The 12,275-nt window shown below is 43.8% G+C and carries 11 protein-coding genes and 4 tRNA genes; 12 read left to right on the top strand and 3 right to left on the bottom strand.

The window, feature by feature from the left end:
- Positions 1-18: 18 nt before the first annotated feature.
- A complete protein-coding gene (locus CGB83_RS13040; protein ID WP_157761420.1) occupies positions 19-396 on the bottom strand; it encodes a DUF3127 domain-containing protein in 378 nt (125 codons plus the stop codon).
- A gap of 175 nt (positions 397-571) precedes the next feature.
- On the opposite strand from CGB83_RS13040, the gene CGB83_RS13035 reads away from it, so the two are divergent.
- From CGB83_RS13035 to CGB83_RS13020, 4 genes are all read left to right on the top strand, one after another.
- A tRNA-Leu gene (locus CGB83_RS13035) sits at positions 572-653 on the top strand.
- Positions 654-659: 6 nt separating this feature from the next.
- Positions 660-735, top strand: a tRNA-Gly gene (locus CGB83_RS13030).
- A gap of 6 nt (positions 736-741) precedes the next feature.
- Positions 742-825 (top strand) — tRNA-Leu (locus CGB83_RS13025).
- A gap of 311 nt (positions 826-1,136) precedes the next feature.
- Positions 1,137-1,219, top strand: a tRNA-Leu gene (locus CGB83_RS13020).
- A 139-nt stretch (positions 1,220-1,358) separates the two neighbouring features.
- On the opposite strand, the gene CGB83_RS13015 is transcribed toward CGB83_RS13020, so the two are convergent.
- Together CGB83_RS13015 and CGB83_RS13010 are read right to left on the bottom strand one after the other, a co-directional pair.
- Positions 1,359-1,853: a GNAT family N-acetyltransferase gene (locus CGB83_RS13015; RefSeq protein WP_100076180.1), complete on the bottom strand. Its 495-nt coding sequence runs from the start codon at positions 1,851-1,853 to the stop codon at positions 1,359-1,361.
- Between the two features lie 122 nt (positions 1,854-1,975).
- Positions 1,976-3,661: a tetratricopeptide repeat protein gene (locus CGB83_RS13010; RefSeq protein WP_100076179.1), complete on the bottom strand. Its 1,686-nt coding sequence runs from the start codon at positions 3,659-3,661 to the stop codon at positions 1,976-1,978.
- 208 nt (positions 3,662-3,869) lie between these two features.
- Between CGB83_RS13010 and CGB83_RS13005 the strand changes: the two genes are divergently transcribed.
- The 8 genes from CGB83_RS13005 to CGB83_RS12970 all read left to right on the top strand — a co-directional run bounded on the left by CGB83_RS13005 (position 3,870) and on the right by CGB83_RS12970 (position 12,274).
- A complete protein-coding gene (locus CGB83_RS13005) occupies positions 3,870-4,580 on the top strand; it encodes a response regulator transcription factor (RefSeq protein ID WP_100076178.1) in 711 nt (236 codons plus the stop codon).
- A gap of 3 nt (positions 4,581-4,583) precedes the next feature.
- On the top strand, positions 4,584-5,987 hold the full coding sequence (locus tag CGB83_RS13000; RefSeq protein ID WP_100076177.1) for a sensor histidine kinase: 1,404 nt from the start codon (positions 4,584-4,586) through the stop codon (positions 5,985-5,987).
- Positions 5,988-6,132: 145 nt separating this feature from the next.
- The gene (locus CGB83_RS12995; RefSeq protein WP_100076176.1) at positions 6,133-6,627 is read left to right on the top strand and encodes a hypothetical protein; all 495 of its coding nucleotides are present in this window, start codon (positions 6,133-6,135) and stop codon (positions 6,625-6,627) included.
- A 40-nt stretch (positions 6,628-6,667) separates the two neighbouring features.
- The gene (locus CGB83_RS12990; protein WP_100076175.1) at positions 6,668-7,498 is read left to right on the top strand and encodes a YoaK family protein; all 831 of its coding nucleotides are present in this window, start codon (positions 6,668-6,670) and stop codon (positions 7,496-7,498) included.
- A 204-nt stretch (positions 7,499-7,702) separates the two neighbouring features.
- Entirely contained in the window at positions 7,703-9,481 is a 1,779-nt protein-coding gene (mutL, locus tag CGB83_RS12985) for a DNA mismatch repair endonuclease MutL (protein WP_100076174.1), read from the top strand.
- Positions 9,482-9,484: 3 nt separating this feature from the next.
- Positions 9,485-10,222, top strand: coding sequence for a rhomboid family intramembrane serine protease (locus CGB83_RS12980; protein WP_100076173.1), 738 nt, complete (start codon positions 9,485-9,487; stop codon positions 10,220-10,222).
- A gap of 11 nt (positions 10,223-10,233) precedes the next feature.
- Positions 10,234-11,241, top strand: a complete 1,008-nt coding sequence (locus CGB83_RS12975; protein WP_100076172.1) for an endonuclease/exonuclease/phosphatase family protein — start codon at positions 10,234-10,236, stop codon at positions 11,239-11,241.
- Positions 11,242-11,299: 58 nt separating this feature from the next.
- Positions 11,300-12,274 carry an endonuclease/exonuclease/phosphatase family protein gene (locus CGB83_RS12970; protein ID WP_100076171.1) on the top strand — a complete coding sequence of 325 codons (975 nt, stop codon included), beginning with the start codon at positions 11,300-11,302 and terminating at the stop codon, positions 12,272-12,274.
- Position 12,275 lies beyond the last annotated feature (1 nt).

The following is a 12,275-nucleotide window of genomic DNA, read 5'->3' as shown; positions in this document are numbered from 1 at the left end:
TTTTCTTATTGTATCTGATTAAAAAGGTAAATCGTCATCGTCATCCCCTGCAAAAGGATTTTCGTTGGAAGTCTGGGATGAAGAAGATGAAGGTGCAGCCTGGGTAGGTTCTGAACCATTATCGGAAACTTTTTCCAGTCTCCATCCGGTGATGGAATTGAAGTACTTTGTTTCGCCCTGCGGAGAAACCCATTCTCTTCCTCTGATGTTGATGCCTACTTTCACATTTTCGCCTTCCCTTACATTGTCCAGCAAACTGATCTTGTCAGACAGAAATTCTATGTTGATAGGCTGCGGATACTGCTCCTGTGTCAGAATAACCATTTCTCTCTTTTGAAATCCGCTTGCAAACGTTTGGGTTTCAGTGATTTTCTTTACCGTTCCTTGTAATTCCATAACATAATTAATAATGATGTAAAAGTAAGAAAATGAAATGTAATAACACACCATCCGGAAAAAAATTGCAGTTTTTTTATTTTTTTCCTGCAAAAGTTTGGAGACAAAGAAAAATGTCCTATATTTGCACTCACAAAAACGAGACAAGCTCTTTAAAATACGACTTAACAAAACTGCGGATGTGGTGTAATTGGTAGCCACGCCAGACTTAGGATCTGGTGCCGTGAGGCGTGGGGGTTCGAGTCCCTTCATCCGCACAGTTTGCGAAAATAGCTCAGCTGGTAGAGCACAACCTTGCCAAGGTTGGGGTCGCGGGTTCGAATCCCGTTTTTCGCTCCACGCCATGCCCTGGTGGTGGAACTGGTAGACACGCAGGACTTAAAATCCTGTGCCTCTTTTGGCGTGCGGGTTCAAGTCCCGCCCGGGGTACATAAAAAAAGCTGATAATGTTATATTATCAGCTTTTTTTGTTTTCAGCCTACACCGCTAATAAATTATGCTTTACTTATCATATAAAAAATCACTTTCTTCAAAAGCATAATCAAACTTGGATAATGGTCTGACCAGATTTCTTACCCACTCCCCGCACTGCATCAGAAATTTAAAAAGTTGATTTTAAACAGACTACCTGTTTTTCGTGCCTTCTGCATAAAATTTACAGGATGAGTCATGAAAATATTCTGAAAAACATGTATATTTGTACTCACAAAAAGGAGTTCTTTATCATACGGCCTTAAACTGCGGATGTGGTGTAATTGGTAGCCACGCCAGAATCAGGATCTGGTGCCGATAAGGCATGGGGGTTCGAGTCCCTTCATCCGCACAGCAGGAAACATTACTCAGCAGACACATGCTGCCTGGATCTGTTTCACATGGAAAACAAACCTCCGCAATTGAATTGCGGAGGTTTTTTGTTTTCATAAGCATCCCGGTAAAAACTGACCGGTTATTTAAAGTCTGTATTATAAAGCATCGAGTTCCATGATCATCCATACTGTACATGAACCATGTCCTGAATCCCCCAAAGGTTTTTCTAGCAGTGTAAAGCCCATTTTTTCATACATGCTTACCGCTTTGGCAAACTCAGGAAGGCTTTCCAGGTAAATCTGCTTATATCCCATGTCTTTTGCACTGCTGATGCTCTGATTCATTAAAGCCTGGCCCAGCCCTTTTCCGCGTGCTTCAGGGCGGAGATAGAATTTCACCAATTCTGCACAGCCTTCAGGCAACCCCTGTGTAGGATATATGCCGCAACAGCCGGCCATATGACCGTCCAGTTCCCCTACCCAAAGCACAGAACCCTCCGTTTGGAAAAGCTCATAGAGGTGATCTGTCGTCGGATCCGAAAAAACGGTTCCTTCCCGGGGTGCATCATGTTCTTCAAACGTGTTTTTGATGAGTTTCGACAGACCTTTATTGTCTGTAGGTTCAACTTTTCTTATGATTATTTTTTCCATAGCCTGATTATAGATTCAAGATACCGTTTTTTCCCTGAAATACGCCTTATTCCTGCGCTATTTCATAGAAATTGCATTTTTTATTATAAGCTGACGCTTTGCTAAGCTTCTGTGACCACAGATTACTTCCCAAACAGCTTTTTAAAAAAACCACCCTGCTTTCCAATTTGTTCCCGGGCAATTTTCAGGTTATCCTGTGCAGTCTGGGAGAAATTCAGATTAAGGGATTTCTGCAGGTTTTTTATCGCCTGTTCATAATTTCCGAGGTCAATCTGGGCCGTTCCGATATGTTCATACACCTCTGCCACAATATCATCGGCAATACCATCCTGTTGGGGTAATACAGCTATTGCCGATTCACCGTAGCGTACCGTGGCTTCATCTTCCCTCAGATTATAGGCACAGTGAACCGCCCAGTAATAACACCAGAAATCATTGTTCCCTGCCTCTATGCTCTGACCGAAACTTCCAAGGGCCTCATCACTTTCTTTCAGATATACTTCCTGAATGTATCCTTTGTTGTACAGGGCTACCTGCACAGATCTTTCCATCCCTCTTTCTATCCCGAAATGGATGGCCTGCTCATAGCATTCCAGTGCTTTCTCCCACTGCCCTTCTTTTACAAAAGTATCTGCCCTGCTGATCATCAGGCTTGGGTTATCAGGCATTGTTTCCAGCAGCTGATCAGCTTTCCTGGCATTTTCAGTAGGGTCCGTATCGATACCCAGGGCAGCGACAGCCTTGGCCCTGTTAATGAAAAAATTGGTCACACATCGGGTCATTTCCGCATCCTGCAGGATAGGGTCTGACGGATTGATCTGATAATAAGTTTCCAGTCCTCTGTCTGCCCATTGCAGGGTTTCCTTATAGTTGTTAAGTTCAAGGTAGCTGATGCAGATCGTATCTATCACACTGAAAAAAGAAATGATGTCCATCTGGCCTGCATACTCATCCAGAAGCCGCTTTCCATCCATAATGGTCTGTTCCGGCATTCCGCCATACATATAATTGCTCATCCTGTTCATGAGGATGACGAGAAACGGGCTCTGCTCAATCCCCTCGGTTCCGATGGCAATGGCTTCCTGATATTTGCCTTCATGGCTGAGCTCCCCTGCCAGATTATTGCAGCACATAGCGAAAGTGTGGGGATCATCATTCAGCCGGTCACCGGTCTTATGTACAACTGCATCTTTATAAAGCTGATAGGCTTTTTCGTAAAACTTTTTTTTCAACGCAGTGAGTCGCTGCTGTTCTGTTTCGGGCATATCAGGATACTGTAGCAGCAGCCTGTTGAGTTCTACACCGGTATTGTAGGCTTCCATTCCTGATCCGGTATCCTCGGAAAGGATGAGCCCGGAAAAATCCGGATCCCGCTGATCCTGATTCCGGATGTTGAACATGCGGATCTGGAGCACCGGTGATGGCCGTATGCTATGTGCCTTCTCGTAATACGACAGTGCCTCGGGGCCGCTTCCGAGCCAGTACAGCGCAGATCCGGCATTGCGGCTGCACTGATAATGAAGGGGATCTTTTTCAAGTCCCTGGTGGCTCCACTGCAGGCACTGGATAAGGGCATTTTCCCTGTCTTCATCAAAAATATCATTATGGTCAAGGGCAATAAGACCGAGGATGGCACAGAGATCCGGATGGTGCTGTGCTGTATTGAGGGTGTTCACATGCTGAAATATGCGTTCCAGCTCTTCATCATCATCCGGAAGGCCGTACCCGTCCACCCAATATTTTGCCGCTAAGGGATAATTATTGTCCATAAGCGCATTCCACGCTTCCTGGTTAAGGGATTCTTTCATAATATTCGTTTTGTTTCAACTTCGGAGTATAACAAGATTACTCATTTAAGAAGAAACCGGCACGAAAGAATTGATATCCGGCAAACCTGTATTGATATCCTGTTTACTGTAATTACCGTATGGAACGGCCGCCATGGCAAATATAGAGATGATAGCCTATAGCTGCTACTCAGATTTATTTCCTATTTTTGTGTCATTCCCATACCTCATGAAAAAAATCATCCTTATTGAAGACGAAACCAGCGTAGTCTCTTTCATCAAGAAAGGACTGCAGGAGAACGGCTATGAAGTTTCCGTTGCTTTTGACGGAAAAACAGGGGTACAGCTGGTACAGTCCAATGATTTCGACCTGGTGATTCTGGACATCATGCTGCCGGAGATGAACGGACTGGATGTTTGCAAGGAGATCAGGAAAACCAACCAGCATGTTCCGATCCTGTTTTTAACTGCTCTGGGAACCTCCGAAAACATCGTACTGGGACTGGAGTGCGGAGGTGATGATTATCTTGTGAAGCCTTTTAAGTTCATAGAGCTGGTCGCCCGTGTAAAATCACTGCTGAGAAGAAGCAATACCCATAGCGGTGTCCAGGAAACAGCCGGGCCGGAAACGGATCAGGAATATATATTCAGGTTTTCAGACCTTGTTGTCAATGACTATACCAAAACAGTAACAAGGGGCGGGGAAGAGATTTCGCTGACCTCCACTGAATATAAGCTCCTGCTGTATTTTGTCAATAATCCTGAAAAGGTCATTTCACGAGCCGAAATCTTAGAGGCCGTTTGGGGCGTCAATTATGAACTGGGGACCAATGTAGTGGATGTTTACGTTAATTATCTGAGAAAAAAGCTGGATTACCAGGAGGACCAGAAGCTGATCCATACGGTCATCGGAATGGGGTATGTCTTAAAAAAACCATAAAGAATGTTCAATAGAGTAATGACCAACCAGACCAAAACCATGGTGCTCCTCATGATGGTTTTTACCGCAATCATCCTGCTTTTCAGCGGCCTGGTTTACTTTTCTATTGTCAACTTTTCCCACCAGCGGTTTTATGAACTCCTGAAAATCCGTACGGCAACCATCATTCAGATTGAAAAAGGCAAGGAACACCTGGACCTGCCGGAAAACCATATCCTGAACCGGCTGAATGATGAGGAGCTTCCCATGGAACGCGACTATGTTTTCGCGGTTCCTTCAGATTCCAATTTCAGGAAAATATCACAGGAGGTGCATATTCCTTCTTCATTTTTCAAAAATATTGTCAAGCAGGGTGAAGCCAATTACAATGACAAGGAATTCTACTATATCGGGCAGACGTTCAGATACGGCAGCAAAAACTACATTGCCATTGCTTCGGCCAAAAACCATTACGTTGTGTACTACCTCGGTTTTTTAAAGAGGACACTGATCACCTGTATCGTCCTGTCACTGTTTTTCAGTATGATTTTCTCTTTTTACCTGTCCAAGACTTTATTCAAGCCTATTCTGAAAATTACCGGCAAGGTAAAGGAAATCAGTTCCGAGAACCTGCACCTCAGGCTGGAATCTCAGCCGGGCAATAAAGAGCTTAATGAGCTGGTGGATACGTTCAACGATATGCTTAACCGTATTGAAACCTCGTTTGAGACCCAGAACCACCTCATCGGCAATGTTTCGCATGAATTGAGGACCCCGCTTACCTCTATCATGGGGGAAGCCGATGTGGCCCTCTCTATCACGAGGACAGCCGGCGAATACCGCGAAACCCTCGGTATTATCCTGGATGAAGCGGAAAAGCTGGATAGGAAGATCAAGGCCCTGCTGATGATTGCCCAGACCGGTTTCGACGGAAAAATCCAGAAGATGGATAAAGTACGGATGGACCAGCTCCTTTGGGACGTGATTGAAACCCTGAGGAAAATCGATGCCCGCAACAATATTTTTCTTGACATCAGTATGTTGCCTGACAACCCTAAGAAACTTAAGGTACAGGGCAATGAACAGCTGCTGCACCTGGCCGTTGCCAACATCATCAGCAACGGATGTAAATATTCGGACTTCCAGCAGGTTAAAGTCGCCCTGGGCGCCACAGACAATGATGTATACCTGATTGTGAAAGACAACGGAATCGGGATTCCGCAGCAGGAAATGAACAAAATATACGATCCGTTTTTCAGGGCTTCGAATACGGATAATTATGAAGGATACGGGATCGGCCTTCCGCTGGCCAGGAATATTGTACGCATGCACCACGGCGAACTGGTGGTGACCTCACATGAGAACCACGGAACTACCGTACAGATGCGCTTCCCCAATTTCTACAGCACGCAGAACCAGGAAATGTAAGTACTGCTCCCAAATTTGCCCATTACCCATTTCTAATCTCATTTTAATCTCCTTAATCACATTTTAATTTCATTCCAAAGCTCTTCTAATACGGTCGCTTTAGTTTTGTAGTATCAAAAATTAAGATAACGCAAAACCTTGAGATATGAACAGGACCATTTTAATTGCCACAGACTACTCCCTGGAGTCGCTGAATATTTTGAAAAAAGTTCTCAAAGAGAAAGATGAATCGGGAGATTCCAATCAATACCATGTTCTTTTGGTTTCGGGTTATGATACCGGGGATTCCATCAGGGATCTTCTGTTCAACACGAAAGGCAGCATCTTCAATAAAATCAGGCCTAAGGAATTCTGTGAAGCCTACAGCATCATCAGGAACAAGTACCCTCATCTGATCAGCAAAATTACCTGTGATGTTTTTACAGGAAGCTTCCAGCGTACGTTTAACCAATACGTAAAATCGAATTCTGTTGAGGAAGCATATTTTTCCTCATCGGTCAGGAGCAGAGATAAGGGCATGTTTGACATCATTCCTTATATCAGGAAGAACGCAGACCTTCAGTCGCGCGAGATTTCACTGGATACCCGTGAGAAGCTCCCAGAAAGAGGAAAACTCGCTGAGATCTTTGTAGAGGTTTGACCATTCAAATCAGAAAAAACACTTTAAAAAAAATTAGAACATGTTAAGAAAATACAGTAATAGCAGAACGTTGGGAGATAATATCAGGCTGGGGACTCTGACTGCTTTTACCGCAGGGACCATCAATATTGCCTCATTACTGATCTTCCTTTCCTTTACCTCCAATGTAACGGGGCATTATGCCATTTTTGCAGCGGAAATCAGCAAGGGTAACTGGTCACAGGTAGCCGTGGTGGGAGGATGGATTTTCTTATTCTTCTTCGGAGGTTTCGTGTCCAATTTTATTGTGATCAACTTTAACCGGAAGAGCAAGTATTTTGCCCATGCCATGCCGATTGTTCTGGAGATTATATGCCTGATGTTTGTAGGGGTGTACGGGCAGCTGTATTACCAGCAGACGCTCGGGGAAACCGAGGCACTGGTTGCTCTCATGTTGTTTGCCACAGGGCTTCAGAACGGGCTTACGGCAAGCATTTCCAACTTCTCTGTTAAAACCACCCATCTTACAGGAACTACAACCGACCTTGGAATCCTGTTTTCCATGTTTACGCAGAAAAAGTTCAGGAGCAATCCCGAGCTTACGGCAAGAGCCAAGCTTCTGATGAGCATCATGATCTCATATGTAATGGGAGCGATCTTCTCCGGGCTTACCTATTATCACCTGGAATTCAGGGTGTTTTATGTGATCAGCGCCTGTCTATTGGTGGTAATCGGGTATGACGCCTATAAAATCCATTTAAGGCATTTCAATACGCAGTACCGGTATGCGAAAATTTATAAGAAACCCAATGTGGTAGCGTCCCTGTATGAAAAGATCCATGGGGAACAGCCTGATAAAAAAGAAAAAAGGAACCTTGTCTTCGACAAATAATAAAAAACAATATCAGTATTAATTTTGTGTAAACTTAGCTGAAGCAATCCTCTAATTCTCTCTGCAATTAGGGGGTTGTTATTTTATCCACACAAAGACCTTGATAAAACGTTCTTAATTGTTGATAATTAAATCTTAATTCACGGCTGGAATGTTTTTATTCCCGTTTTCATTGACTATTTTTGTAAGTTGATTTACGTTTTTATGTCAGATATTATTCAGCTTTTACCGGATCATGTAGCCAACCAGATTGCTGCAGGGGAAGTCGTGCAGAGGCCTGCATCTATTGTGAAGGAACTCTTGGAAAATGCGATCGATGCAGAGGCTGCCAAGATAGAACTGATCGTACGGGATGCGGGCAAGAATCTCATCCAGGTAGTTGATGACGGCAAAGGAATGTCTGAGACGGATGCCAGAATGGCTTTTGAGCGGCATGCTACCTCCAAGATAAAAGGAACGGAAGACATTTTCAAAATATCAACCAAAGGGTTCAGGGGTGAGGCACTGGCTTCTATTGCTGCCGTATCGCAGGTGGAGCTGAGGACCAAACAGGCAGGAGCCTCTATCGGAACCAATATTTACATTGAAGGCGGCGTATTCCAGTTCCAGGATCCTGTACAGACTGCCGAAGGCTCCAACTTCCTCGTTAAGAATCTTTTTTACAATGTCCCTGCCCGCAGGAAATTCCTGAAAAACAATAATATCGAATTCAGGCATGTGATTGATGAGTTCCAGCGGGTAGCCCTGGCCCATGAAAACTTGGAGTTCTCGCTTTACCACGATGACGAAGCCGTATTCAGGCTGAGAAAGGGAAGCCAGATGCAGCGTATCGTGGATATTTTCGGAAGGAAACTCCAGCCGCAGCTGATCCCGATCAAAGAAGATATCATCTGGTGCCAGCTCCATGGCTTCGTAGCCAAACCGGAGGGAGCCAAAAAGACCAGAGGGGAACAGTTCCTGTTCGTCAACGGAAGGTACTTTAAAAGCGCTTATTTCAACAAAGCAGTGCAGGAAGCTTTTGATGGCCTGCTTCTGCCGGGTTATATTCCCACCTTCTTCCTGTACCTGGAGCTTGACCCTGAGAAAATCGATGTCAACATCCATCCCCAGAAAACGGAAGTTAAATTTGAGGATGAGCACCTTATTTTTGCGCTGATCCGTTCCACCATAAAAAGATCCCTGGGAATCTACAATGTAGCTCCCAGCCTGGACTTTGAAAAGGATCCGAAGATCGATGAAATCATGCAGAAATCGTTCCCGAGCAAAGCGAACAGCGGTACGGTAAAGATGCCTGAAATCATTGTTGACAGGGATTACAATCCTTTCCTTCAGGAGCGGGAGTTTAAGCAGACGGAGATCAGTAACCTGGCAGAGATGTACCACCAGAATATTTCTGCGGAACCTTCCAAGATTAACCTTTTTGAAGATGAGGATTTCGATGAGGACCTGATGAGGCTCCCGAGCGGCTACTGGCTGTTCAATAAAGGCGACAGGACCCTGATGCTGGACCTGGGCAGGATGCACAGGCTGGTAGTAGCAGAAAGTACGAGACCTTCTAAAAAAGGCGTGCCCAATACCCATGCCCTGCTTTTCTCCCTGGAGTACCATATGAACGAAATTGAGAAAAACAAATACAAATCCATCAAGAAATTCCTTCCGGAATTAGGGTTTGACATGAAAATTGCTCATGAAAGCGTACTGAGGATCGATGCTGTGCCTGAAGGCCTGAAAGAAACCCAGGTCATGAAGTTCCTTGAAGATCTTTTTGAAATACTGGAATACCGTACGGAAGACGAATTCATGCACTTTTACCAGAACCAGTGGAATAAAATGCAGTCCAAATCCAGGTTTGATTTTATTTACAAGAAGGATGCGGAACAGCTGATCAGGGATTTTACGGCGCTCGGTTTTCCGGAATTCCTGCCTAATGGCAAAAGATGCTTTTACGAGGTCCCTTTCAATGATTTTAAATCCAAATTTTAAGCAATGTTTAATACGCTACCTCCAATTACACGAAATATTATCATCATTAACGTTATCGTTTTTGTTATAACGTCGTTTATATTCCCGCAGCTCAATGAGACGCTTGCAGCCTATTATCCTTTTTCACCCAACTTCCATTCTTGGCAGATCATCACCCATATGTTCATGCACGGAAGCATCATGCACATTTTATTCAATATGCTGACTTTATGGAGTTTCGGGCCGATCCTGGAACAAAGCCTGGGAGAAAAAAGATACCTGATCCTTTATTTTGCCTGTGGTATCGGAGCATTTATCCTGTTTAACCTCTGGAATTTTATTGAAGTACAGCAGATTGTTTCCGGCATGGAGCAATTAGGGCTGAATGCCTCTGAAATTTATCCTAAAGCAGCAATCGGATATTCCGGAGACCTTCAGATCAGCGCAAAAACACCTGAAGGACAGGCTCTGTCACAACAGCTGTACATGGCACTCAGGGTTCCTATGGTGGGCGCATCAGGAGCCATCTTCGGGGTTATTGCTGCATTTGCTACGCTCTATCCTGATGCCAAGATCATGATCATGTTTATTCCTGTTCCGGTAAAAGTAAAATTTTTACTGCCGGTTATTATTGTGGTTTCCGTATTTCTGGGAGTATCCGGAAATGCAGGCGGAATTGCTCACTTTGCCCATGTAGGAGGCGCACTGGTAGGCTGGCTCCTGGCCAGAAGCTGGAGAAAACACATCTACCGTTTTAATTAAAAAATACATTTGTGAAGATTGTCCGTTTTGTGTTTCTGCTCGTTCATGTAGGGATTCTTATGCTTTTGTCAGCCATGCTGCTGAACGATTACATTTCGCCTAAAACTTTTTCCTGGCTTAATCTGCTGTCTCTGGGTTTTCCGATCCTGATGATTGCTTATATCCTGCTGACATTTCTATGGATTGTACTGTGGAAGAAAAGAGCCGTTATATTCCTTTTGTTTGGCCTTCTTTTTTTTAATGCAACCATCCGCTGGATCAATTATACTCCGCCCAGTAAAACAACACCGGACCTGAAGATCATGTCCTATAACATCAAAGGCGGAAAATATGGACAGGATGAAATTCAGCGCTATGTCAGCCAAAACAACCCGGACATTGTGCTTTTGCAGGAATGTTATGATGTAAGCTATTTTAAAGGCTTTCCTGAAAAAAAAACCAATGCTGTCGTTTCCATCCTATCCAAATATAAGATCATCAGCCAGAAAGAATTGATTGAAAATAGAAACGGGGATACAGAAAATGCTTATGCGACACAAAATGATATTGAAATTAAAGGAAACATCTACCGTATCATCAATGTCCACCTACAGTCGTATTATTTTGAAAAGGAAAACCTGAAGCTCAACGGTAACGAGCAGGAGGACAAGGTAAAAGTCAAAAATGTTCTCAGCAGGCTCCTGTCTACCTTTAAAATCCATCAGGAGCAGGTAGAACTCATCAGACAAGCTGCTGAACATTCTCCTTACCCCGTGATTGTAGCCGGAGACTTCAATGCGGTTCCCAATTCTTACGAATATTATCACATCGCCGGATACCTGAAAGATGCATTTGTAGAAGCCGGACGCGGCAGCGGCACCAGCTTCCACGATTATAAATTCCCTATACGAATTGATTATATATTCACTTCAAAGAATATAGAAGCAGTAAGTTACCATGTAGACCGTTCCGTTAATTTATCGGATCATGATCCGGTGCTGGCCACCTTCAGATTAAATGCTAAAAACTCCCAAAATTAGTTAAGACCGGCCTTACTGGTAAGATTTTTGCTTAAAGTTAGCGGATTGATACTGCTTCATGAAACTGCCACGGATCTTATTAGGTATTCATATTATCGTCATTATTCTGTTGTTGTGTACCTTAGGGAATGCATGGATACCGCCTAATATCCTTGCCAACCTGAATTTTCTCTCCCTCGGGTTTCCTTATCTGATTATCCTTCATATCATCCTGACCCTGATATGGGCTTTCAAAAGGGAAAAAATTGCATTAGCCTTTGTAGCGGTCACATTCCTGTTTTACAACCCTATACGGCGCTGGATTAACTTTTCGCCGGAGAAGGAAGATGTAAAGTCAATGCGTAATATTAAAGTACTGACGTTCAATGTAAAATACGGTTTCTTCGGTTGGGATAAGGTTAAAAAATATATTGAGGACCAGAAGGCAGATATCATTCTCGTCCAGGAAAAAGATACCAACCACGCGATTAAAAAAGACATGGTAAAATATCCTACCGTGATCCTGAAAACCAAACACAGGATCATCAGGCAGGCAGAACTCATAGAAGACCGGTCCAGAGGAAATTCTTTCTATGCGGATATTGATATCAACGGAAAGATCGTAAGGGTGGTGAATGTGTATCTGGAACCCTTCAGGCTGCATAAATCAATGCTGAAGTTTGACGGGATCGGAAAGGAAGGAAGCAAGATCAATGCTCTGTTTTCTCATATGACCCCGACTTTTAAAGCCCATGAAGAGCAGATCAAGAAAATAAGGAAGGCCGTAGACCTTTCGCCCTATCCGGTTATCCTGGCCGGCGACTTCAATTCCGTGCCGAATTCCTATGAATATTTTAACCTGGGCAAAGACCTTCAGGATGCATTCCTAACGGCGGGGAACGGAAGCTCTACCAGTTTCCATGATTATAAAGTCCCGCTGAGAATCGATTACATATTCACTTCAAAATCCATTATCCCGCTGAGTTACAAAGTAGACCATTCTGTAAAATTATCGGATCACTATCCTGTAATTGCAGAATTTCTGCTAAATTAGC

It is taken from the genome of Chryseobacterium camelliae (assembly GCF_002770595.1).
GTDB classification, from domain to species: domain Bacteria; phylum Bacteroidota; class Bacteroidia; order Flavobacteriales; family Weeksellaceae; genus Chryseobacterium; species Chryseobacterium camelliae.
Note: the sequence above shows the minus strand (reverse complement) of the source record. Positions and strands in the feature narration are given on the sequence as shown.

Bases quoted from the DNA above. Each gene is read 5' to 3' on its own strand.
- CGB83_RS12995 (WP_100076176.1), top strand. From the start codon at position 6,133: ATGAACAGGACCATTTTAATTGCCACAGACTACTCCCTGGAGTCGCTG.
- CGB83_RS13010 (WP_100076179.1), bottom strand. From the start codon at position 3,661: ATGAAAGAATCCCTTAACCAGGAAGCGTGGAATGCGCTTATGGACAAT.
- CGB83_RS12980 (WP_100076173.1), top strand. From the start codon at position 9,485: ATGTTTAATACGCTACCTCCAATTACACGAAATATTATCATCATTAAC.
- CGB83_RS13015 (WP_100076180.1), bottom strand. From the start codon at position 1,853: ATGGAAAAAATAATCATAAGAAAAGTTGAACCTACAGACAATAAAGGT.
- CGB83_RS13000 (WP_100076177.1), top strand. From the start codon at position 4,584: ATGTTCAATAGAGTAATGACCAACCAGACCAAAACCATGGTGCTCCTC.
- CGB83_RS12970 (WP_100076171.1), top strand. From the start codon at position 11,300: ATGAAACTGCCACGGATCTTATTAGGTATTCATATTATCGTCATTATT.
- mutL (WP_100076174.1), top strand. From the start codon at position 7,703: ATGTCAGATATTATTCAGCTTTTACCGGATCATGTAGCCAACCAGATT.
- CGB83_RS13005 (WP_100076178.1), top strand. From the start codon at position 3,870: ATGAAAAAAATCATCCTTATTGAAGACGAAACCAGCGTAGTCTCTTTC.
- CGB83_RS12990 (WP_100076175.1), top strand. From the start codon at position 6,668: ATGTTAAGAAAATACAGTAATAGCAGAACGTTGGGAGATAATATCAGG.
- CGB83_RS13040 (WP_157761420.1), bottom strand. From the start codon at position 396: ATGGAATTACAAGGAACGGTAAAGAAAATCACTGAAACCCAAACGTTT.